The organism is Pseudomonas sp. NPDC087697 (genome assembly GCF_044743155.1).
Taxonomy (GTDB): Bacteria; Pseudomonadota; Gammaproteobacteria; order Pseudomonadales; family Pseudomonadaceae; genus Aquipseudomonas.
The window spans coordinates 244758-266476 of record NZ_JBIUVW010000001.1 but is presented as its reverse complement, the minus strand read 5'-3'; the positions used below and the strand labels follow the sequence as shown (position 1 = coordinate 266476).

The window sequence follows — 21719 nt, the reverse complement described above, 5'->3', positions numbered from 1 at the left end:
ACCTCGGTTCGTGCCGGGCTTTTCGGCGTTTATTCATAGTGAATCACGATGCCTTTGAGCTTGCGTCTCTGCTCGGTGTGGATATCCCGATTCAGCGGAAGCGGAGCGCTGACGTAAGCCGATATTGGCAGGACCATGTCGTAGATCACCACCACCGCATCGCCGCCGATTTTTGCCGCTTCTTCACGCAGTTTCTGCTCGAACTCGTTGACGGGCGGAGCCGGCTGCTCGCTTGAGTGCAGAATCACTTCCCCCAACCGTGTGTAGGGTCGTGTGGGCGCGCTACGCAATATCTGCACCGAGTTCGGGGACGTGGCGGCTGTGTGCTGGCCTCCGGCGTATTCGGTGGTGTGTGCGTGGATACTGCTGCAGGCACCGAGCCCGAATACCGCAAGGGCCAGCGCCAGAACTTTGAAGCCGGGCAGGGGAAGCGCGAAGTCCTTATCGCTCAATGGGCGTTGTAGGGTCTGCACGCTGATAATTCCTTGTGATCGAAAAAGGTGACCTGTCGCTACACGGAAGGCTCAAATACCGGACAAAAACGTGTTCCCAGGCTCAGGAAAATGCCTGTCGGTTTTGAAAAGCATAGCCACAATGTTCCGGTGAGCCAGGCGTAAAAGAGAATTTTCTGCGTGTGCTTCGGTGTTTTTTTCTGCAATGGCATTAAACCGTCGGCCACGCCATGCGTTTCCAGGTGGCACTACTGCGCGCAGCACAGACGCCAGGCGCGGTGAACTGAAAACAGGAGATTGAATACAGTGAGTAACAGCAAGAGCCGGGCAGTCGCAGTAGCGCTGATGATTTTATCGGCGAGCGCGATGGCTGAGGAGTTGCCTCATGGCTCGATTTTGAATCGATATGGCGTAACAGCCGATCAACTGCCAGCACCCGCAAAGGTCGAACAGACCAAGCCTGAACCCGAGAAAAGCCGTTTTCAGATTCAGCCGGAACAACCCTGGGTGAAACTAAGCCTGGGTGACGGCAAGCAGCCGCCTGTGACCGGCAACATCAGCATCGACAACGCGACTGCTCGGGATTACGAGCGTTGCCAAACGATCAGAGGGCAAATGCTGCAACGCGGCGGGCAGGTCATTTCCTGCGATGACACTATTACGGGGCAGGACCCTGCACTGCAGACGCCTTAAGGCTTTCGATCAGTTCCCTTTGCGGACGGTGGCGACGTCGTCCGCCTTGACCTTGATTTTGGCTCCGGAAATGTCCTCGAACTCAACGAAACCTCCCGTGCCCTTGGTTTTCGGCATGTCCTTGGTCAAATACTGAGTGCCGTTCTGCAATGTCACCACCGTTGGTGACGCGCAACCGCCTAATGCCAGCAAGCCCACGATGGCCAGGGGCAAGCTCAGAATGCGGATATTCATAGACAAACCTCTCTTTCAGAACTCTCTAGATCGTTTTGGCGCACAGGTGCGTCATTTCGATACTGACCGTCCTTGGTGTCACTCATCCGGGGAAAGTTCGGTTTATGGCGGAAAAAGCCACCAAACCGGCTGATGACGATCAGTTAAGCCGTAACGCGATCCGTAGCAGCTGCCGAAGGCTGCGTTCGAGTGCGCAGCGCTCGTAAATCCTGCCTCCACGGTCGATCTGGAAGACCGCATGGTCTGATTTTACGACTGCTGCGCAGCCGAACGCAGGCTCCGCCAGCTGCTACGGGGGGTGCGTGATGGCCACTTATCTCTTTCCGTTTGCCAACACCGGGGCTCAGCTGATATCTGTACGCATAACCAGTACCTGCTCGCCATGGCGCTTTCTATCTGTGACAGTCAATCCGCTCGAAGATCCGTTCTATTACCTGAACAACTTCCAACAAGTGCTCGCCTGGCTTGAGCAACGCTATGCCGATGTGCTCAGCGTGGAGGAGCAGCAATTTATCGTTGATTTTGGCCAGTTGCCGCGCGCGTCTCAGGCACTGCTGGTCAGAATGGTCATGCGCAAGGGGCTGCATTTTCGCCTCGGCAAGTTGCACTACGCCGAAATTGGCGAAATCGCCAGCGCGGTAGAACCCTTGCTGAACCTCTGCTGGGTAAACGAACAGGCGCTGCTGTCGATTGGTGAGCTGTTCGAGGTGCTGCTCAAACCGGAAATCCTTCAGTGTTTCAGCACGGCCATCGAACAACCCAAAGCGAAAAAGTCCGACTGGCTGGCCGTATTGAGTGAGCAATTCACCCAGCCGCTGGCCTTCAAAACCTGGTGCCCAACGCTGGATGACCGGTTGTTGAGCCTGACCATCATGGACCTGTGCGATCGCCTGCGGCTGATGTTCTTCGGCAATCTGTATCAGGATTGGTCGGAGTTCGTGCTGGCGGATCTTGGCATCTATACCTATGAGAAAGTCGAGTTTTGCGCCGAGTCCCGAGGCTTGCGCAGTCGTGACGACGTCGAGGCGTTTCTCTATCTGCACGATTGTCAGCTGCGTTTTGAAGCCGGAGAAACCCTGGCGCAGGTAGTCGAACAGATCCAGGCACTGCAAACCGCCAACCCCTGGCTTGAGCGGCGGCGCGCCAAGCTGTTGTTTCAGATCGGGCAACACTGCGAGCGAGTCGCCGATTTCTCGGCAGCGCTAACGATCTACCGCGAATGTGCGTATCCGGGCGCCAGGTTGCGCTTGATCCGGGTGCTGGAACGTTGCGCTGAATATCCATTGGCGCTGGAGTTGGCGACCGACGCCGAACACGCGCCGGAGAGCGCCGCCGAGCAACAACAGCTGTTGCGGGTGCTGCCCAGGTTGCGGCGCAAGCTTGGCGGGCCGCCGGCGCCACGGGTCAAGGCACGCGAAGTTGAACGTCTGGACCTGAGCCTGTTGCGAGCCGACCCGGCGCTGTCGGTCGAGTTCTACGTTCAGGCGCATCTCGATGAACCCGCAGCGCCAGTGCATTACGTCGAAAACAGCCTGATCAACTCGTTGTTCGGATTGCTCTGCTGGCCGGCGATTTTTGCGCCGTTGCCGGGGGCGTTTTTTCACCCGTTCCAGCGCGGGCCGGTGGACCTGCTCAACGAGGACTTCCATTCACGACGTGCCGATCTGTTCCAGGCGTGCCTGACAGAGCTGGACGATGGGCGTTATGCGCAGACCATCCGCCAGCGTTTTCGCGCCAAATCGGGTGTGCAGTCACCCTTTGTGTTTTGGGGCGTGCTGACCGAAGAGCTGCTTGAGCAGGCGCTGGACTGTCTGCCGGCCGAACACCTCAAGCACTGGTTCAATCGACTGTTGCTGGACATCAAGGCCAATCGCGCCGGAATGCCGGACCTGATCCAGTTCTGGCCGCAACACAAGACCTACCGGATGATCGAGGTCAAAGGCCCGGGCGATCGCCTGCAAGACAATCAACTGCGCTGGCTGGAGTTCTGCCACGAGCATCAGATGCCTGTCGCCGTCTGTTATGTGCAATGGGCGGAGCTCGAGGCGTGAGCTACAGCGTTGCGGTGCGTGCGTTGTGTGAGTTCACCGCCAAGTCCGGTGATCTCGACCTGCGCTTCACGCCGTCACCGACTGCCCTGGAAGGCATCGTTGGCCATCGTACTGTCGCTTCGCGGCGCAGTGAGACCTATCAAAACGAAGTCGCCCTCGAAGGCAAATATCGGCAGTTGACGGTCAGGGGCAGGGCGGACGGTTATGACCCCGGCCAGAACCGTCTTGAGGAAATCAAAACCTACCGTGGTGAACTTGAGCGGATGCCGGCCAACCACCGCCAGTTGCATTGGGCTCAGGCGAAAATCTACGGCTGGTTGATGTGCCAGAAACTCCAGTTGGCCGAGATCAAGCTAGCGCTGGTGTATTTCGATATCGTCAGCGAAAAGGAAACCAGCCTGGTCGAAACCTGGAGCGCGGTTGAGCTGGAGCGTTTCTTCACGCTGCAGTGCGGGCTGTTTCTGTATTGGGCCGAGCAGGAAATGACCCATCGTGAAGCGCGCAATCAGGCCGCGCAGGTGCTGCGCTTTGCGTACCCGGATTTTCGCCCGGGGCAACGTAACCTTGCCGAATCGGTGTTCAAAGCGGTCAGCACCGGGCGTTGCCTGATGGCCCAGGCACCGACCGGCATTGGCAAGACGGTGGGCACGCTGTTTCCGATGCTCAAGGCGTTGGCACCGCAGCAACTGGACAAAGTGTTCTTCCTCACGGCCAAGACTCCCGGGCGCAAATTGGCGCTGGATGCGACCCAGGTCATCGTCGACAGCGCCGCTGGCTTGCCGTTGCGAGTGCTTGAGATGATTGCTCGCGACAAAGCCTGCGAGCACCTGGACAAAGCCTGTCACGGCGAATCCTGTCCGTTGGCGAAAGGCTTTTACGATCGCTTGCCGGCGGCCCGTGAGGTGGCGAGCCGGGTGACGCTGCTCAATCAGGCAACTCTGCGCCAGGTTGCCTTGGAGCATCAGGTCTGTCCGTATTACCTGAGCCAGGAAATGGCCCGTTGGGCTGACGTGGTGGTTGCCGACTACAACTACTATTTCGACTTCAGTGCGTTGTTGTTCGGTTTGGCCCAGGCCAACCAATGGAAGGTCGCGGTGCTGGTGGATGAGGCCCATAACCTGGTGGAGCGCGGTCGGCAGATGTACAGCGCGAGCCTCGATCAGTTCACTTTGAATACGCTGCGCAAAAGCGCTCCCGAGGTTCTGAAAAAGAGCTTGCAGCGGGTCAACCGTGAATGGAACGCACTGCACAAAGCACAGCTCAGCCCTTATCAGGCCTACGCCAAGGCCCCGGACAAATTATTGCAGGCGCTGTCGCTCTGCACGGCGGCCATCGGCGATTACCTCAACGATCACCCGCAAGGGCTGGACGCTGCATTGCAGAGTTTTTATTTCGATGCGCTGCAATTCAGCCGGGTAGCCGAACTGTTCGATGAGCATTTCCTGTTCGACATCAGCAAGCGCGACCTCAGCAGCACGCGCAGCCTGTCGCAGCTATGTCTGCGTAACGTGGTGCCGGCCGGCTTTATTCGCCCGCGTCTGACGGCGGCGCGCAGCACGGTGATGTTTTCCGCGACCTTGAGCCCGCAGCGCTATTACGCCGACCTGCTCGGGTTGCCGGTGACCACGGTGTGGGTCGACGTCGAGTCGCCGTTCAGTGCCGAGCAGCTCAAGGTGCACATCGTCAGCCGGATCTCCACGCGGTTCGTGCACCGGCAGGCCTCGCTTGCGCCGATTGTCGAACTGATGGCCCGACAGTTCACAGAGCGTCCCGGCAATTACCTGGCGTTTTTCAGCAGCTTTGATTATCTGCAACAAGTGGCGCAGTTGTTCGCCGAGACCTGGCCGCAGATCAACCAGTGGTCGCAGTCACGTGGCATGGACGAAGCCCGGCGTCAGGAATTTCTTGAACAGTTCACGCCAGCTAGCAAGGGCATCGGCTTTGCGGTATTGGGCGGGGCGTTTGGTGAAGGCATCGACTTGCCGGGTTCACGGCTGATCGGCGCTTTTATCGCGACCCTGGGGCTGGCGCAACTGAACCCGGTCAACGAGCAGCTGAAACAGCGCATGGCCGCGATCTTCGGCGCGGGTTACGACTACGCCTATCTGTTTCCCGGTGTGCAGAAGGTGGTGCAAGCCGCCGGACGGGTGATTCGTACCCAACAGGATCAAGGCATCGTGATGCTGATCGATGACCGCTTTGGCGAAAGCAAGGTTCAGCAGTTGCTGCCGCGTTGGTGGTCGGTCAGCGGGCGCGCGTGAGACGCCCCGCAGCCGTCAATGCATGCCGACTTTCCAGTCAGCCCGGCGCTGGGTCTGAACACCGCGTGTCTGGCGCAGCATGCTGACCAGCTCTGCCGCAAAACGGTGGCAGTCGCCCGGCCAGCGTGCGGTCAGCAGGTTGCCGTCGCGCACGATAAACCCGCGTTGCGGGTTTTCTACTGAATCACGTTGCGCGAATCGCGGCCCCGGCAAGAAGTCATGAGGGCTGGCCAATGCCGCAGTGACTTCGGCCTGTACCGTTTGCGGGTATGTGCGGTAGTAACGGCCGAGCCACGGTGCAGTAACCCACCAGGCTGGCAGCTCCATGGTGTTGGCCAGCAATGCGGTCACCTTGCGGCCGTGCAGCACCGAAAACACGTTGTCGGCATCCAGCGTGCGGGCCAGCAGCAATACGCCATGGCAGACCGCCGCGACCGGTTTCTGTGTATCAAAGAAGTGCCGGACAATCCGCCGGGCGTCTTCGGATTCCAGCAAGCTGCGCATGCCCTTGGCATGGCCGCCCGGGATTACCAGCCCCTCGAACTGCTCGGGGTCTACCCCTGCGTAGGCCATGGGCGACCTGAAACTCTCGTCGGCGGTCATGGCCGCGTAGTGCTGAAGATCTTCTTTGCGGGTCATCAGCAGCGAATTCAACGGACCGAAACCGATGTCCACCAGTCGCGCGTCGGCATACGCCGGCAAACCTTGCGGTGTCGCAAACCGCACCTCGATCCCGGCGTCGTGTAACGCCTGCCAGGGCACGCTGCTTTCAGTGGGGTCGTAGTCAGCCTGAGGTAACAGGAAAAGCAGCATACACAGGGCCTCGAGACGTCAGCGCGGGGGATCGGCTATTGACCAGAGTCTGGACGCAGTGTCAGGAGTACGCCAGCCATTGCCAGCATCATTCGATGCACGAAGGGGGCTTAAGACGGCATGAACTGAAACTTGAACAGCGTGCACGGGTATCCGTCGACGAGTAGTGGGTGGCGAGTGAACTCGCCCTGGGTCAGCTCCGGGATGACTTTGGCCCAGAACGCCTGCGCCGGCTGATTGGCGTCGATATGAAAAATCTGCCACTGACCGGGAAGCTGCTTGAGCAGGGCAGACACCACAAACTTCCCGACGCCGCGACCTCGATAGCGGCGGCTGACGAAAAAGTAGCCGATGTTGTACTGCACGTCCTCAAGACGAACCGCGTCGTCAACCGTCACGAACCCGGCGATGTCCCCGTCAACCTTGATCAGAAACGGCTGCGTCGCAGGCTTTCTCCAGTAGTCGAGCATCGGCTGGATGGTGAAGAATCCGTGCGCGCCAAACTTCAACGGCAGCCATTCGCTGAAGTCGTACATGTAGAACTGCATCAGGTTTTCGATGCAGTCCAGTTCGTCCCGTTGTGCGCGGTGCAGTTCGATCATGGCCATTGCGCGAAGCTCCTCAGTCATTACTGAAGTAAAGACCAGGTGCCTCAGCCAAGCATTTCACGCAGGCGATACCACAACATGCCCAATGCCAGGAGCGGCGTGCGCAAGGCGCGTCCACCTGGAAAGGTAATGTGCGGCACGGCGCTGAATACATCCATGCCCTGGCTGTGCCCGGCGTGAATCGCCTCGCCCAGCAAGCGCGCAGTCCAGTGCGTGACGTTAAGGCCATGCCCCGAATAACCCTGGGCGTAAAACACATTCGGGTGCGCTGGCAAACGCCCGACCTGAGGGAAGCGGTTGGCAGAAATGCCAATCCGGCCGCCCCATTGATAGTCGATGCGCACGTTGGCCAGTTGCGGGAACACCTTGAGCATTTGCGGGCGCATGTAGGCAGTGATATCCGCTGGATCGCGCCCCGAATAGTGGCAGGCGCCACCGAACAGCAAGCGCCGGTCCGCTGACAGTCGGTAGTAGTCGAGACCGACCTTCTGATCGCACAGCGCCAGGTTCTGCGGGATCAACTCGGCGGCAGCCTGCGCCGATAACGGCTCGGTGGCGATGATGTAGCTGCCCGCCGGCAGCACCTTGCCGCTGAGCTTTGGCTCAAGTTCCTCCAGATGTGCGTTGCAGGCCAGCACCAGACTCCCGGCGCGCACCGATCCGCTCGCGCAACGAACCTTCACGGTGCTGCCATGGATGATCTCCAGTACCGGACTTTGCTCGAAGATCCGCACCCCCAGCGACTCGGCGACCCGAGCCTCGCCGAGTACCAGATTGAGTGGGTGCAGATGGCCTGACCCCATGTCCACCAGACCGCCCGCGTAAACACCGGAGTTCACCACTTGCCGCATGTCTTCGGGTCTGACGAGGCGGGTTTCGTGGGCATAGCCCTGTGCGTTCAGGGTTTGCTGTTCAACCTGAAACGCGGCGAACTGCGCGGGGGTATTGGCCAGTTCGCAAAAACCCCAGCGCAGGTCGCAGTCGATGCCGTGCTCGTGGATGCGATTGCCCACCACCTCGACCGATTCGATGCCGGCACGCTCCAGATAGCGCACGCCCTCCTGGCCGACGTAACGGGCAAAGCCCGAAACGTCATGACCAATGCCGCGGATCAACTGTCCGCCATTACGGCCGCTGGCACCCCAGCCGATCCGTCGCGCCTCCAGCAGGATCACCGAGAGCCCGCGCTGGGCCAGTTCAATGGCGGTGTTGACGCCGGTAAAGCCGCCGCCGATCACACAGACGTCAGCTTCCAGATCCGACGTCAGCGTCGGGTGTTGCACCATCGCATTGGCAGAGGCGTTGTAGTAGGAGCGGGCGTGTTCCGCCGCCGGGTTCATAGTTGCTGCCTGATTCATTTGTTGGACTTCACTTTGCTCCAGGAACGGGTCATCAGACGCATGATCTCCGGTGTCGGTGTGGTCGAGATGTACAGCTTGTCCAGCACCGCCTGGGAAGGATAAACCTCTGGATTGTTCACCAACTCGGCGTCCATGAACTGCTTGGCCGCAGGGTTAGGGTTGGCGTAACCGACGGTGGCGCTGACTTTGGCGATCACCTCCGGCTCAAGCAGGTAGTTAATAAATTCGTGGGCTTGCTTGGCGTTGCCGGCATCAGCGGGCACGGCGAGCAAGTCGAACCACAGGTTGCTGCCTTCCTTGGGGATCGCATAGGCGATGTTCACGCCGTTCTTCGCTTCCTTGGCGCGGTTCGCTGCCTGGAACACGTCCCCCGAATAGCCGAACGCGATGCAGATGTCGCCGTTGGCCAGATCCGACACGTACTTGGAGGAGTGGAAATAGGTGATGTACGGGCGCAGCGTCAGCAGCTTGGCTTCGGCTTTTTTGTAGTCTTCGACATTCGAGCTGCGCGGGTCCATGCCCATGTAGTTGAGCACCGCCGGGAATACTTCATCCGCCGAGTCCATCATCGACACGCCGCATTGGGTAAGCTTTTTCAGGTTTTCCGGTTCGAACAGCACGGCCCAGGAGTCGATGTGATCGATGCCCAGCACTTGCTTGATCTTGTCGACGTTGTAGCCGATGCCGTTGGTGCCCCACAGGTATGGCACCGAGTGCTCGTTACCCGGATCGTTCTTCTCCAGCAGCGTCAGCAATTTAGGGTCGAGGTTTTTCCAGTTGGGCAGCTGCGAGCGGTCCAGTTTGAGGAACGCCCCGGCTTTCACCTGACGCGCCAGGAAATGGTTGGAAGGCACCACCACGTCATACCCGGTACGCCCGGCGAGCAGTTTGCCTTCCAGGGTTTCGTTGGAGTCGAATACGTCGTAGATGACCTTGATACCGGTTTTCGCCTGGAAGTCGGCGAGGGTGGTAGTACCGATATAGTCGGTCCAGTTGTACACACTGACGCTCGGCTGCGCTTGCGCGCCGACACTGCACAACAGCGCAAGCGCTGCGGGAACAACTGATTTCAATAGACGCATTTCGACACCTCTTTGAATGATTGTTTTCGATGTGTGTTTGGTCGGAGCTTTTCAGTCAAGCGCAATACCTGTGGGAGCGAGCTTGCTCGCGATAGCGGCATTACATTCAACATCAATGCTGACTGAACTACCGCCATCGCGAGCAAGCTCGCTCCCACAGGGTTAGTGTTTCAATTGATAGAGATCAAACACTCAGCAACAGGAACTCCCGCTCCCAGGAACTGATCACCCGCTTGAAGTTTTCGTGTTCGGCACGTTTGACCGCGACGTAGCCGCGGACGAACTTTGTCCCCAGATAGCGTTCGATGGTCGGGCAATCTTCCATGTGCGCCAGCGCATCCTCGATGGTGATCGGCAGGCGCAGGTTGCGACGTTCATACGCGCGGCCCTGCACCGGCGCGCTCGGATCGATGCGTTCGATCATGCCGAGATAACCGCACAACAGGCTCGCGGCAATGGCCAGGTACGGGTTGGCATCGGCGCCCGGCAGACGGTTTTCCACGCGCATGGCCTCGGGACTGGAGGTCGGTACGCGCAGGCCGACGGTGCGGTTTTCTTCGCCCCATTCGACGTTGACCGGTGCCGAGGTGTCCGGCAGGAAGCGGCGGAACGAGTTGACGTTGGGCGCGAACATCGGCAGCAGTTTCGGAATGTACTTTTGCAGACCGCCGATGTGGTGCAGGAACAGCTCGCTCATCTGGCCGTCGTCTGTGGCGAAGATCGGCTTGCCGGTGGCGATGTCCACCACGCTCTGGTGCAGGTGCATGGCGCTGCCCGGTTCGTCGCCGATCGGCTTGGCCATGAAGGTGGCGGTGACGTTGTGCTTGAGCGCCGCTTCGCGCAGGGTGCGCTTGAACACGGTGATCTGGTCGGCCAGATCCAGCGCATCGCCGTGACGGAAGTTGATTTCCATCTGTGCCGGGCCGTCTTCGTGGATCAGCGTGTCGAGGTCTAGTCCTTGCAGTTCGCACCAGTCGTAGACGTCTTCGAACAGCGGATCAAATTCGTTGGCCGCATCGATGGAGAACGACTGACGACCGCTTTCGGCGCGGCCCGAGCGACCCAATGGCGCCTTGAGCGGCAAGTCCGGATCTTCGCAGCGCTGGGTCAGGTAGAACTCCATTTCCGGCGCCACGATCGGCTGCCAGCCTTTGTCGGCGTAGAGCTTGAGGACTTTTTTCAACACGTTGCGTGGCGACAGTTCGATCGGATTGCCGAGCTTGTCGAAGGTGTCGTGAATCACGATGGCGGTCGGCTCGATCGCCCAAGGCACCACGTAAATCGCCGAAGAGTCCGGTCGGCAAACCATGTCGATATCGGCAGGGTCGAGCAGGTCGTAATAAATGTCGTCGTCGACAAAGTCCCCGGTTACCGTTTGCAACAGCACACTTTCCGGCAGGCGCATGCCTCGCTCATGCAGGAACTTGTTGGTGGGCGCTATTTTGCCGCGAGCGATACCGGTCAGGTCACTGACCACGCATTCGACTTCGGTAATCTTGTGTTCTTTCAGCCATGAGGACAGCTGATCGAAAGGGGCATTCATAAAGACCTCGTTGTTGGTTTTATCAGCGCCAGAGTTGATCTCTGCATTCCGTACAAGCGGCGAGAGACTTCCCCTGTAGCGCGTTGACGACTATCTTGGGCGACGCGTTTCGTTCCATCTATCCACTTTAAGCAGAACCGGAACGCACCAAAAAAGTGCGCACAGGTCATTCCATGACAGAGTCAAACCCCTTGCACGTGCAGGCTTTCAACACCGCCGATGTCGCCGAACAGATCCGGGCGACCCCTGGGTGGGTGCAGCACTATCAGCAGATGTCGCCCGGGCATTTCGCAGGCCAGGTGCGTTATCTGGACCTGCAAGGTGTGCAGATTTACGAGGAGTGCATGAACACCCGTGTCGAGCAGAATTTCAGCGCTCCGCCGGGTTCGCTGGCGTTCTGTTTCGATCGCAGTGACAACGCGCTTTATGTGCTGAACGGCGAAAGCCGCAACATCTGGATCACCCCGGAGAACTACCAGGAAGTGGCCGTGGTGTTCGGCCCGGAGTTCGTTCAGCACCACGGCCTGAGTATCGAAAGGCTGGAAGGGTTGTTCATGGCCCCGCTTAATTCGCAGCAGAACGCGTTGTTCAGCCGTTGGCTGAGCGGAACCCTGACCCGGCTGTCACAGACCATCGACCCGCCGAGCAAGGAAGCGCTGACCCAGCAGTTGCTGGATGACTGCCTGTTCATTCTCGACAACGCCTGCGTTTGTCTGGATCGAGGCGCGCTGCAGCGCCGGGCAGGGGAGCGAACAATCATGAAACGGATCGGTGAATGGGCGGCGGACGCCCCCGAGGAGAACCTCAATTTGCTGGAGTTGTCCCAGGTCGCCGAAGTCTCACTGCGTCAGTTGCAACAGGCGTTCAAAACCTACACCGGTATGGCGCCGACGCAATGGCTGCGCTTGCGCAGGCTCAACAGCGCCCGCCGCGAATTGCTCAGCCGCACGGCCACGGACACCACGGTGGCTGAAGTGGCGATGCACTGGTCGTTCTGGCACCTTGGGCGGTTTTCCAGCAGCTATCACGCCTTGTTCAAGGAGTTGCCCAGCGACACCTTGAAGCGCGCATGCGTCAGTCAGTTGAACGGGCGCGTGCGTCGCTGAGTCGAGGTCAGAACGTCGGCGGCGTAATCACCCAGACCACCACGGCATCCACCTCGCCCGGGTTGCCATAACGATGGGGCTCCTGGCTGGAAAAGCTGAAGCTGTCGCCTTCGTTGAGCTGAAAATAACGTTCCCCGACCCACAACTCGAAACTGCCCGACAGCAGATAGCCGGCTTCTTCGCCTTCGTGGCTGTAGCTTTCCTGGCTGTAGGTGCCTGGCGGGAAGCGTGAATGGAGCATTTCCAGCTGACGGTTGGGTTGCGGGGTCAGTAACTGGTCGACGATGCCGTCTTCGTAATGCACGCTCATGCGGCTGTTCTTGCGCACCACGTAACCGTGGTCTTCGGGCGCGGTGTTGGCTTCGCTGGCGAAGAACCACTGAATGGTCACGCCCAGGCTTCGGGCGATGTTGAACAACGCGGGGATCGACGGGTAGGCAAGGTTGCGTTCGAGCTGGCTGATGTAGCCCGCCGTCAACTCACTCATTTGCGCCAGTTCCGCCAGGGTCATGCCCCGACGTTTGCGCAGGCCGCGAATCCGTGTGCCGAGAAAGTGCGGTTCGGCAGTGCCGGTTGCGGGCTGTGTCGTGCTGTTGTTGCTCATGGTGAGTTCCGCGAACCTTGTAGGAGCTGCCGCAGGCTGCGATCTTTTGATTTTGCTTTTCAAAAACAAGATCAAAAGATCGCAGCCTGCGGCAGCTCCTACAGGGGGGGTAATTAGAGTCCCCGGAGTATAAACAGCCTCACAGCTCCCAGGCGACTTTCAGCCCTTCATAAATCGCTTCTTCGGCGGTACGCGGTGCCAGGCAGTCGCCGATGCGCCGGAACTCCACCAGACCTTGCAGCTCAGCACCCAGGGTGTCCACCGGTTGATGGCCCTGACAGAGCACCAGCGTATTGATGTTCTCGAACAGCATCGGTTCGCCGCTGGCGGTGTGTTGCAAGTAGACGGTGTTGTCGTCGCAACCGTAAAGCCGGGCGTAGGGCGTGATCGGGATACCCAGCTTATGCAGTTCTCCGGCCAGTTGATCGCGCACGTACAGTGGCAGGTTTTCCCCGCAATGCGTGCCGTTGACCGCCAGTTGCACCTGATGCCCGGCGCGCACCAGACGCTCGGCGATGCCGGGGCCGATCCAGTCACAGCGCCAGTCGACCACCACCACCGAACGGCCGATCTGTACTTCGTCGCGCAGCACTTGCCAGGCGTCCACCACCTGCAACTCACCACCGCGCTCGAATGCCGGCCAGTAGGGCTCGGCGCCAGTGGCGACGATCACCATATCCGGGCGCTCGCGCTCCACCAACGCACGGTCGACGCGGGTATTGCGCACCACGCGCACGCCGGCCAGTTCCATCTCGCGTTGCAGATTGGTGCTGGCACCGCCGAACTCGCTACGTCGTGGCAACAATTGCGCCAGCAGCACTTGCCCGCCGAGTTGCGCGCTGGCCTCGTAAAGGGTGACCTCATGTCCGCGCTGCGCAGCCACCGCGGCGGCTTTCATTCCGGCCGGACCACCGCCGGCAATCATGATGCGTTTGCGTTGGGTGGTCGGTTGCCGCTGGCCGAACAGCAACTCGCGACCGGTTTCCGGGTGCTGGATGCAGGAAATCGGCAAACCTTTGTGGAAGTGCCCGATGCACGCCTGATTGCAGGCGATGCAGGCCCGCACATCTTCGGCGCGCCCGGCGTCGGTCTTGTTGGGCATTTGCGGGTCGCAAATCAGTGCGCGGGTCATGCCGCACACATCGGCCTGACCACGGGCCAGAATCAGCTCGGCTTCCTGAGGCTGGTTGATGCGCCCGGTGACGAACAGCGGAATCGACAGACTGGCCTTGAACGTGCCGGCTTCCTTGGCCAGATAAGCGGCTTCGATCGCCATTGGCGGCACGATATGCACCGCGCCACCCAACGACGCCGAGGTTCCGGCGACGATGTGCACGTAATCCAGCTGTGCTTGCAGTGACTTGACTGCTTCCAGCGACTCGTCTTCGGTGAGCCCTTCGGGGTCGCGTTCATCGGCGGAGATGCGCAAGCCGATGATGAACTGTTCATCGGTATTGGCGCGCACCGCCGCGATCACTTCGCGTAAAAAGCGCAGGCGTTGTTGCAGGTCGCCGTTGTAGTCGTCGGTGCGGCGGTTGACCCGTGGATTGATGAATTGCGCCGGCAGGTAACCATGGCTGGCGACCACCTCGACGCCGTCCAGCCCGGCCTGATACAGGCGCCTTGCAGCAGCGCCATAACCGGCGACAATCTCGTCGATCATTGCTTGATCAAGTGCGCGCGGCATTACCCGAAAACGCTCGTTGGGCACTGCCGAAGGCGAGTAGGCGACCGCCAGCAGGCCATCGCTGGACTCCATGATCTCGCGCCCCGGATGGAAAATCTGCGAGAGCACCACGGTGCCGTGGGCGTGGCAGCTTTGCGCGAGCTTTCGATAGCCCTCGATGCAGGCGTCGTCGGTGGCCATCAGTACGTGGGAGGTGTAACGCGCACTGTCATGCACGCCGGCCACTTGCAGCACGATCAGCCCGACGCCGCCTTCGGCACGCGCCTGGTGATAGGCGATCAGTTGCTCGTTGACCAGGTTATCGGTGGGCATCGAAGTGTCGTGACCGCTGGACATGATGCGGTTTTTCAGGCGTTTGCCACGGATCTGCAACGGTTCGAACAGATGGGCAAAAGCTGAGGTAGAGGTCGGCATGGTGCAGGTACTCCAGGCAGGCTGAAGCCGAAAGGCCGGGTTTTCGGCGTTGTTATTATGTGCCTATAGAAATTTACCCTCAGTAAAAAATCAACTTGTTTTTTTACTATTGCTTGCAGTAGCTTATTTTGGCGCCCACTCCTGGGGCGAACCTCACCACAATAAAAAAGGGTCAAGTCGGCGTTTGCTCACGTGACACCTGCACGAGGAACCACTGATGAAATCGAATACGCTCAAGCACGGTTTTTATCCCTTGTTGTTGACCCTGGTCATCGGCCTCGGCAGCGCACAGGCAGCACCGGAGATGGTGGTGGTAGGTTACGGCGGAGCCGGACAAAAAGCCCAGGACGTGGCGTTCTTCCAACCCTTCAGTACGGCGGATCGGAGCAAGTTGATCCAGAGCGAATACAACGGCGAGATGGCGCGGATCAAAGTGATGGTCGACACCGGTAACGTCGATTGGGACGTGGTGCAGATCGAAGGCCCGGACCTGATGCGCGGCTGCGACGAAGGCATGTACGAACGACTGGACTGGAAGACTCTGGGGCGCGCCGAGCAGTTGATCCCCGATGCCGCGCAGGAATGCGGTTCCGCTGCGCTGGTGTGGAGCGTGGCGATTGCCTACGACACCCAAAAGTTTGCGCAGGCCCCGACCTCATGGGCCGACTTCTGGGATGTGCAGAAATTCCCCGGCAAACGCGGATTGCGTAAACGTGCGGTATACAACCTGGAGTTCGCCTTGCTGGCTGACGGGGTGAAAGTCGAGGACGTGTATAAGGTGCTGAGCACCCCGCAGGGCGTCGATCGGGCGTTCGCCAAACTCACCGAACTCAAACCGCATATCCAGTGGTGGGAAGCCGGCGCGCAACCGGCGCAATGGCTGACCGCCGGCGATGTGGTGATGACCTCTACTTACAGCGGGCGTGTGGCCGCTGCCGCGCAAAGCGGTAGTCACCTCGGGCTGGTCTGGCCTGGCAGCCTGTACGGCATGGACTACTGGGCGATCATCAAGGGCTCCAAACATGTCGATCAGGCCAAGCGCTTTATTGCCTTTGCAAATCAGCCGGATGCCCAGGTCAAGTATGTCGAGCAGATTCCTTACGGCCCGACCAATACCCAGGCCGCCGCCAGACTGGATAGCAAACTGGCGCAATGGGTGCCCACCGCACCGCAGAATCTTGCGGGTGCGCTGTCGATGAACGTGGCGTTCTGGGTCGATCACGGCGAAGAACTTGAAGAGCGCTTCAACGCCTGGGCCAGCAAGTAATTGCAATGGGCTGGACGTGTCAAAGCGTCCAGCCTTACTGTTTGCGCAGCCGATCAGCCTGGAGAATGACAACAATGAACGAGATCGCAACCCACCTTGGCGCCACGCCTCAGCGCAGCAGCACTGAACAGCGCCTGCGTGAGGAGCTGGCGGCGTGTTATCGATTGATCGCACACTTTCGCATGAGCGATCTGATCTTCACCCATATCTCGGTGCGCCTGCCGGGGCCTGAGCATCATTTCCTGATCAACCCTTACGGGCTGATGTTCGATGAAATCACTGCCTCCAATCTGGTGAAGATCGACCTGAATGGCCGGGCCGTGGAGCCATCGCCGTATCCGGTCAATCCTGCGGGTTTCGTGATTCACAGCGCCATTCACGGTGCCCGTGAAGACGCACACTGCGTGCTGCATACCCACACCAGATCCGGCTGCGCGGTCGCGGCGTTGAAGTGTGGGCTGTTGCCGGTGAACCAGATTTCCATGGAGTTCTATGGCCGGGTTGCTTACCACGATTATGAAGGCGTGGCACTGGACCTGAGTGAACAGCAGCGTCTGGTGCAGGACCTTGGCGACAAACCGGTGTTGATGCTGCGCAACCATGGCCTGCTGACCGTCGGTGAAACCGTGAGTCAGGCCTTCTTGCGCATGTATTACCTGGAAAAAGCCTGCGAAATCCAATTGGCCGCGCAGGCCTGCGGTGAACTGGTATTGCCGCCGGCCGAGGTGTGCGAACACACCGAACGCCAGTTCAACGACCACGGTCGACCGCTGGACGAGGGCGAGTTGAGCGACCCGGATGGCATGCAACTGGTCTGGCCCGCGCTGTTGCGATTGCTTGAGCGTGTCGCGCCGGGTTATCGCGACTGACGATGCTGTGCGGGAAATCCGCGCATCTGACTCTGGAGACTTTGATCGCTCTTCCTGTACAGTCGTTCAGCTCTCGGGCTTACCCGTCCGAGTCCCTAACGATTGATCCAAGGAGAGTGTCGCGCATGAGTCAGGAAGCCCGTTTTTCCCGCATGGAGCCGGAGTTGCGCAAGGCCAACCTGATCGAGGCGACGCTGGTGTGCCTCAAGCGTCACGGCTTTCAGGGCGCGTCGATCCGCAAGATTTCCGCCGAGGCCGGGGTCTCGGTCGGGCTGATCAGCCATCACTATTCCGGCAAGGACGAACTGGTGGCCGAGGCCTACATGGCGGTCACCGGGCGGGTCATGAGCCTGTTGCGCGAGGCCATGGAACAGGCTGCGCCCACTGCCCGCGAGCGTTTATCGGCGTTTTTTCGCGGCTCGTTTTCCGCTGAACTGCTGGACCCACAACTGCTGGATGCCTGGCTAGCGTTCTGGGGCGCGGTCAAGACGGCGGAAGCAATCAATCAGGCGCACGAACATTCCTATGGCGAGTACCGCAGCATTTTGCGCAAGGTCCTGACCGAGTTGGCGCAGGAGGAGGGCTGGGAACCGTTCGACGCCGATCTGGCGGCCATCAGCCTCAGCGCTTTGCTCGACGGCTTGTGGCTGGAGTCAGGACTCAACCCCGGCACCTTTACCCCGGAGCAGGGCATACAGATTTGCGAAGCCTGGGTCGATGGTTTGCAGGCCGGTGGACGCCAGCGTTTTTGCTTGCAGACGACGGGCTGTTGATCGCCCGTTCAGCAATGGATACTCTCTGGCGCCAGTGCAGGAAAAAACTCTAATAAGAAACACGCCTTCGGGCATACGCAGGACTCCAAGCGATGGCTCCTCGGGTACTGATCGTCGATGACGATCCACTGATTCGCGAACTGCTGCACGCCTACCTGTCCCAGGAAGGTTATGAGGTGCATTGCGCCGCCACCGCAGAACTGGCCGAAACCTTTCTGGCGAGCCAGACGGTGGATCTGGTGATGCTCGATATCCGTTTGCCGGGCAAGGACGGCCTGACCCTGACCCGGGAGCTGCGGGTCCGTTCGGAAGTCGGGATCATTCTGATCACCGGGCGTAACGATGAAATCGACCGTATCGTCGGCCTCGAGTGCGGCGCCGATGACTACGTGATCAAACCCCTCAATCCACGAGAGCTGGTGTCCCGGGCAAAAAACCTGGTGCGCCGGGTTCGTCATGCCCAGACCCCGCAACCGGTTGCGGTCATCCCTCGGCCGGTCAAACAGTTCGCCGCCTGGGCGCTGGACACCGACCGCCGACGGCTGATCGATGAGGCCGGCAGCGAAACCCTGCTGACCCACGGCGAGTACCAACTGCTCAGCGTGTTCCTGCGCAACAGCGGTCACACCTTGAGCCGTGATCAACTGATGGACCAGATCCGCAACCGCGAATGGGTGCCGAACGATCGCTCCATCGACGTGCTGGTCGGACGCTTGCGGCGCAAGTTGCATGACGATCCGGCCGAGCCGCAATTGATCATCACCATCCACGGCGCCGGTTATCTGTTCACCGCCAGCGTGGCGGCCTGAGCCGCATGCTACGGCTGTTCTTGCTGATGATGGCGCTGATGTTGGCGCTGTTGGCCAACAGCGCGATGGCGGCGGAGAAGGTTCGCTACTGCGACTATCCGGTGTACCCGCCAATTTCCTGGAGCGACGGAAAACAGGTGCGTGGCCTGGCCCCCAGCGTGGTGAAAAACCTCTTCGGGCAACTCGGCTACGAGGTCGAGATGGTCGTGCTGGGCAACTGGAAACGCTGCCTGCTGGACGCCGCCGAAGGCCGGGTCGACGTGGTGCTGGCCTACAGCACCGTGCAACGCGAGCAGAGCATGGTCTTTTCAACGGTGCCGGTGTTGCGTGAGGAGGTCGCGCTGTTCACCAATCGTCAGCATCCGGTGAAGTTCGAGCGTCTGGAGGACCTGGCCAATTACCGTGGTGGACTGTTGTTCGGTGAAAGTTACGGCGTGGATTTCGACCGCTTTGTCGCCCAACACCAGAACATCGAATGGGTCTCCGACAGCAGCCAGAACTTCGGCAAACTGATTCGCGGGCGCATCGATTTCATCACTTCGGAGCGGCGCACCGGGCAGCTTTACGTCGAAAACCTGCCGGGGGCGCAAGACATCGTGGCCTTGCCGAACGCCTTGAGTGTGGATTATCTACGGGTTGCGGTGTCACGCCGTTCCCCGCTGGCCAGCCGCATGCCGGATATCGATGCGCAGTTGAAGCGCATGGTCGATGCCGGGGAAATCGACCGTTGGCTGAACGAAAGTGAAGTGACCTATCGCGACATGATCAACCTGCCGGCGGATGCGCAATGATCCGCGCACGGCCCGGTGGACTATTGCGGCGTCTGTTGCTGTTCATTTTGTTGTTCAGCCTGTGCTTCACCGTGCTGGCGAGCACGGTGCAACTGTATTTCGAATATCGCCGCGAGATGCGTGACATCGACTCGCGCATGGAGCTGATTCGCGCTGGTTACCTGGCCAGTCTGGAGCGCAGCCTCTGGGACCTGAACCAGGAGCAGTTGAATGTGCAACTGCGCGGTCTGGTGGACTTCTCCGACGTGGCTCGGGTTCGTCTGACCAGCCCGGACTTCGATCTGCTGCAAGGCAGCCCGGACCCGATCGGTCCGTTGCGCGTCGAACGATTTGAACTGGACTATCAACCGCCGGCCGGTCCTGTCCGGCATCTGGGGCAATTGGAAGTCAGCACTGATTTGGGCGCGGTGCATCAGCGGCTGTTCGCTACCGGCTTGACCAGTCTGTTGTGGATGAGCGTGTTTCTCTGCGGGTTGGCGGTGGCCTTGTCGGGGTTGTTTTACCGTCTGGTCACGCGGCACCTGCAGGTCATGGCCGGGTTTGCCCGGCGTGTCGCTGAGGGTGACTGGCATGAGCCTTTGCACCTGGACAAGAACCGCAGCGCCAACGAAGACGAAATCGACACGGTGGCTCACGCCCTGGACGATATGCGCCGGGCGATCCTCAGTGACATTGATCGGCGGGAAACCGATCGCCTGGCTTTGCAGGATAACCGCGACGAACTGCTGAGAATGGTCGAGCGCCGCACCGCCAGCCTGATGCGTACCAAGGACGAAGCCGAGGCGGCCAACCTCGCCAAATCGCGGTTTCTGGCGACCATGAGCCACGAACTGCGCACGCCGCTGAACGGCATCCTCGGCATGGCCGAGTTGCTGCGCGGCGCCAGCCTTGGCGAGCGCGACGGCAAGCGTCTGGATGCGCTGTACAAGGCTGGCGAAGGTTTGCTGACGATTCTCAACGAAGTGCTGTATTTCGCCCGGCTGGAAGAGGGCGAAAGCCACCCGGAGCCGGTCGACTTTTCGGTCCGGCAATTGCTCGATGAGGTGCTGACGCTACTGGAGCCGCGTGCGCTGAGCAACGATACGACACTGCACTGCCGGATCGATCCGCAGGTCGCCGACAGGCACCACGGTGCCGAGCAGTTCTTGCGTCAGGTGTTGAGCAACCTGCTGGCCAACGCGATCAAATTCACCGAAGGCGGGCAGGTCAGCGTCGAGGTGACGCTATTGGCGCAAGCGCCGGACCAGAGCGGTCAACGACTGCGCTTGAGTGTGACGGACAACGGCATCGGCATTGCCCCGGCGATGCAGGAAAAGATTTTCGAACGCTTCACCCAGGCCAGCGAAGATGTCGCGCAACGGTTTGGCGGCACCGGGCTCGGGTTGGCCATCAGTAAACACTTGGTGGAGCAACTGGGCGGGCGGATCGGCGTTGACAGTGAAGTAGGGCGCGGCAGTTGTTTCTGGTTTGAGCTGACGTTGCAGCCGGCCACCGGCAAGGTTGATGTGGCGAGCAGCAGCGCACTGGGCCGGGCGCTGAACATTCTGGTGGTCGAGGATGTGGCGCTGAACAGAGAAGTGGTCAGCGGATTGCTGCAACGGGACGGGCATCAGGTGTGGCTTGCCGAGGAGGCCGAACAGGCGCTGACGCAATGCGCTGGCCAGACCTTCGATTTGATCCTGCTCGATGTGCACCTGCCGGGCATCAGCGGCGTCGAGTTGTGCAAACTGATCCGCAGCAGCGCTGGCCCGAACCGCCACAGCCGGATCTTCGCCCTGACCGCCAGTGTGCAACCAGCCCTGGTGCGCGGTTATCTGGATGCCGGAATGGGCGGCATTCTCGCCAAACCCTTGAAGCTGGAAAACCTGCGACAGGCCCTGGCCGGGCAGTCACCTGTGGCGGAACCTGCGCTGGATGATGAAGCTATGGATTGGCCGTTGTTACACACTCACCGCACCTTGCTCGGTGAACAGAAGGTTCAGGGCTTGCTCGCGGTGCTACGCAACTCTATTACTCAGCATCAGGACGCGCTGACCGAGGCCATCGAGGCCGACGATTGCACCGAAGTCGCTCACCTCGCGCACCGCTTGGCCGGCAGCAGCGACTCATTGGGCTTTCGCGCATTGGCCAATGCGCTACGAGCGCTGGAGGCGGCGGCGCTGGTCAACGATGAGTCGGCGCTGCGAGTGCTGGCACCACGGGTGCATGAGCAATTGCAGCGTTCGCAACAGACGCTGGCGGACCTGTTGCCCGCCTGACGTACAAGTTCGTTACGACTTTTTACATCTTTGATCTTTGCGT

Annotated in this window: 19 protein-coding genes; 10 read left to right on the top strand and 9 right to left on the bottom strand. The window is 60.0% G+C overall.

The genetic code is table 11. The features are described 5' to 3' along the window. Nucleotides 1-29: 29 nt before the first annotated feature. Nucleotides 30-452, bottom strand: a complete 423-nt coding sequence (locus ACIPIN_RS01170) for a hypothetical protein (protein ID WP_401114699.1) — start codon at nucleotides 450-452, stop codon at nucleotides 30-32. Between the two features lie 306 nt (nucleotides 453-758). Between ACIPIN_RS01170 and ACIPIN_RS01165 the strand changes: the two genes are divergently transcribed. Next, nucleotides 759-1145 (top strand): hypothetical protein, encoded by a 387-nt coding sequence (locus ACIPIN_RS01165; protein ID WP_401114132.1) that lies wholly within the window; start codon nucleotides 759-761, stop codon nucleotides 1143-1145. Between the two features lie 9 nt (nucleotides 1146-1154). On the opposite strand, the gene ACIPIN_RS01160 is transcribed toward ACIPIN_RS01165, so the two are convergent. Further along, nucleotides 1155-1379 carry a YgdI/YgdR family lipoprotein gene (locus tag ACIPIN_RS01160; RefSeq protein WP_401114130.1) on the bottom strand — a complete coding sequence of 75 codons (225 nt, stop codon included), beginning with the start codon at nucleotides 1377-1379 and terminating at the stop codon, nucleotides 1155-1157. Nucleotides 1380-1777: 398 nt separating this feature from the next. Between ACIPIN_RS01160 and ACIPIN_RS01155 the strand changes: the two genes are divergently transcribed. Beyond that, nucleotides 1778-3430 (top strand): VRR-NUC domain-containing protein, encoded by a 1653-nt coding sequence (locus tag ACIPIN_RS01155; protein ID WP_401114128.1) that lies wholly within the window; start codon nucleotides 1778-1780, stop codon nucleotides 3428-3430. Then, nucleotides 3427-5691: an ATP-dependent DNA helicase gene (locus tag ACIPIN_RS01150; protein ID WP_401114126.1), complete on the top strand. Its 2265-nt coding sequence runs from the start codon at nucleotides 3427-3429 to the stop codon at nucleotides 5689-5691. Before ACIPIN_RS01155 ends, ACIPIN_RS01150 begins: the two co-directional genes overlap by 4 nt. A gap of 15 nt (nucleotides 5692-5706) precedes the next feature. On the opposite strand, the gene ACIPIN_RS01145 is transcribed toward ACIPIN_RS01150, so the two are convergent. The 5 genes from ACIPIN_RS01145 to ACIPIN_RS01125 all read right to left on the bottom strand — a co-directional run bounded on the left by ACIPIN_RS01145 (nucleotide 5707) and on the right by ACIPIN_RS01125 (nucleotide 11098). Continuing rightward, a complete protein-coding gene (locus ACIPIN_RS01145) occupies nucleotides 5707-6504 on the bottom strand; it encodes a DJ-1/PfpI family protein (protein ID WP_401114124.1) in 798 nt (265 codons plus the stop codon). Between the two features lie 110 nt (nucleotides 6505-6614). After that, a complete protein-coding gene (locus tag ACIPIN_RS01140) occupies nucleotides 6615-7112 on the bottom strand; it encodes a GNAT family N-acetyltransferase (RefSeq protein WP_401114121.1) in 498 nt (165 codons plus the stop codon). Between the two features lie 44 nt (nucleotides 7113-7156). Continuing rightward, a complete protein-coding gene (locus ACIPIN_RS01135; RefSeq protein ID WP_401114118.1) occupies nucleotides 7157-8470 on the bottom strand; it encodes an NAD(P)/FAD-dependent oxidoreductase in 1314 nt (437 codons plus the stop codon). Continuing rightward, the gene (locus ACIPIN_RS01130; protein WP_401114115.1) at nucleotides 8467-9555 is read right to left on the bottom strand and encodes a polyamine ABC transporter substrate-binding protein; all 1089 of its coding nucleotides are present in this window, start codon (nucleotides 9553-9555) and stop codon (nucleotides 8467-8469) included. The genes ACIPIN_RS01135 and ACIPIN_RS01130 overlap by 4 nt, the downstream gene beginning before the upstream one ends. Before the next feature lie 184 nt (nucleotides 9556-9739). Then, nucleotides 9740-11098 carry a glutamine synthetase family protein gene (locus tag ACIPIN_RS01125; RefSeq protein ID WP_401114112.1) on the bottom strand — a complete coding sequence of 453 codons (1359 nt, stop codon included), beginning with the start codon at nucleotides 11096-11098 and terminating at the stop codon, nucleotides 9740-9742. A 173-nt stretch (nucleotides 11099-11271) separates the two neighbouring features. Here ACIPIN_RS01125 and ACIPIN_RS01120 point away from each other — a divergent pair, with 173 nt between their 5' ends. Further along, complete coding sequence (locus ACIPIN_RS01120; RefSeq protein ID WP_401114109.1) at nucleotides 11272-12204, top strand: helix-turn-helix domain-containing protein; 933 nt, start codon at nucleotides 11272-11274, stop codon at nucleotides 12202-12204. A gap of 7 nt (nucleotides 12205-12211) precedes the next feature. Here the strand turns inward: ACIPIN_RS01120 and ACIPIN_RS01115 are convergent, their stop codons facing one another. Next, nucleotides 12212-12808 carry a cupin domain-containing protein gene (locus ACIPIN_RS01115; protein WP_401114107.1) on the bottom strand — a complete coding sequence of 199 codons (597 nt, stop codon included), beginning with the start codon at nucleotides 12806-12808 and terminating at the stop codon, nucleotides 12212-12214. 139 nt (nucleotides 12809-12947) lie between these two features. Beyond that, the gene (locus ACIPIN_RS01110) at nucleotides 12948-14909 is read right to left on the bottom strand and encodes an FAD-dependent oxidoreductase (RefSeq protein ID WP_401114104.1); all 1962 of its coding nucleotides are present in this window, start codon (nucleotides 14907-14909) and stop codon (nucleotides 12948-12950) included. A 217-nt stretch (nucleotides 14910-15126) separates the two neighbouring features. Here ACIPIN_RS01110 and ACIPIN_RS01105 point away from each other — a divergent pair, with 217 nt between their 5' ends. From ACIPIN_RS01105 to ACIPIN_RS01080, 6 genes are all read left to right on the top strand, one after another. Beyond that, nucleotides 15127-16176, top strand: coding sequence for an ABC transporter substrate-binding protein (locus ACIPIN_RS01105; RefSeq protein WP_401114101.1), 1050 nt, complete (start codon nucleotides 15127-15129; stop codon nucleotides 16174-16176). Between the two features lie 74 nt (nucleotides 16177-16250). Then, on the top strand, nucleotides 16251-17045 hold the full coding sequence (locus ACIPIN_RS01100) for a class II aldolase/adducin family protein (RefSeq protein WP_401114099.1): 795 nt from the start codon (nucleotides 16251-16253) through the stop codon (nucleotides 17043-17045). Between the two features lie 125 nt (nucleotides 17046-17170). After that, on the top strand, nucleotides 17171-17818 hold the full coding sequence (locus ACIPIN_RS01095) for a TetR family transcriptional regulator C-terminal domain-containing protein (protein WP_401114096.1): 648 nt from the start codon (nucleotides 17171-17173) through the stop codon (nucleotides 17816-17818). Nucleotides 17819-17910: 92 nt separating this feature from the next. After that, entirely contained in the window at nucleotides 17911-18627 is a 717-nt protein-coding gene (locus ACIPIN_RS01090; RefSeq protein ID WP_401114093.1) for a response regulator, read from the top strand. Between the two features lie 5 nt (nucleotides 18628-18632). Further along, nucleotides 18633-19418 (top strand): substrate-binding periplasmic protein, encoded by a 786-nt coding sequence (locus tag ACIPIN_RS01085; protein ID WP_401114091.1) that lies wholly within the window; start codon nucleotides 18633-18635, stop codon nucleotides 19416-19418. Beyond that, nucleotides 19415-21676 (top strand): ATP-binding protein, encoded by a 2262-nt coding sequence (locus ACIPIN_RS01080; protein ID WP_401114088.1) that lies wholly within the window; start codon nucleotides 19415-19417, stop codon nucleotides 21674-21676. Before ACIPIN_RS01085 ends, ACIPIN_RS01080 begins: the two co-directional genes overlap by 4 nt. Nucleotides 21677-21719 lie beyond the last annotated feature (43 nt).

Bases quoted from the DNA above. Each gene is read 5' to 3' on its own strand.
- ACIPIN_RS01160 (WP_401114130.1), bottom strand. From the start codon at position 1,379: ATGAATATCCGCATTCTGAGCTTGCCCCTGGCCATCGTGGGCTTGCTG.
- ACIPIN_RS01145 (WP_401114124.1), bottom strand. From the start codon at position 6,504: ATGCTGCTTTTCCTGTTACCTCAGGCTGACTACGACCCCACTGAAAGC.
- ACIPIN_RS01140 (WP_401114121.1), bottom strand. From the start codon at position 7,112: ATGGCCATGATCGAACTGCACCGCGCACAACGGGACGAACTGGACTGC.
- ACIPIN_RS01135 (WP_401114118.1), bottom strand. From the start codon at position 8,470: ATGAATCAGGCAGCAACTATGAACCCGGCGGCGGAACACGCCCGCTCC.
- ACIPIN_RS01130 (WP_401114115.1), bottom strand. From the start codon at position 9,555: ATGCGTCTATTGAAATCAGTTGTTCCCGCAGCGCTTGCGCTGTTGTGC.
- ACIPIN_RS01125 (WP_401114112.1), bottom strand. From the start codon at position 11,098: ATGAATGCCCCTTTCGATCAGCTGTCCTCATGGCTGAAAGAACACAAG.
- ACIPIN_RS01120 (WP_401114109.1), top strand. From the start codon at position 11,272: ATGACAGAGTCAAACCCCTTGCACGTGCAGGCTTTCAACACCGCCGAT.
- ACIPIN_RS01115 (WP_401114107.1), bottom strand. From the start codon at position 12,808: ATGAGCAACAACAGCACGACACAGCCCGCAACCGGCACTGCCGAACCG.
- ACIPIN_RS01110 (WP_401114104.1), bottom strand. From the start codon at position 14,909: ATGCCGACCTCTACCTCAGCTTTTGCCCATCTGTTCGAACCGTTGCAG.
- ACIPIN_RS01105 (WP_401114101.1), top strand. From the start codon at position 15,127: ATGAAATCGAATACGCTCAAGCACGGTTTTTATCCCTTGTTGTTGACC.
- ACIPIN_RS01100 (WP_401114099.1), top strand. From the start codon at position 16,251: ATGAACGAGATCGCAACCCACCTTGGCGCCACGCCTCAGCGCAGCAGC.
- ACIPIN_RS01095 (WP_401114096.1), top strand. From the start codon at position 17,171: ATGAGTCAGGAAGCCCGTTTTTCCCGCATGGAGCCGGAGTTGCGCAAG.
- ACIPIN_RS01090 (WP_401114093.1), top strand. From the start codon at position 17,911: ATGGCTCCTCGGGTACTGATCGTCGATGACGATCCACTGATTCGCGAA.
- ACIPIN_RS01085 (WP_401114091.1), top strand. From the start codon at position 18,633: ATGCTACGGCTGTTCTTGCTGATGATGGCGCTGATGTTGGCGCTGTTG.
- ACIPIN_RS01080 (WP_401114088.1), top strand. From the start codon at position 19,415: ATGATCCGCGCACGGCCCGGTGGACTATTGCGGCGTCTGTTGCTGTTC.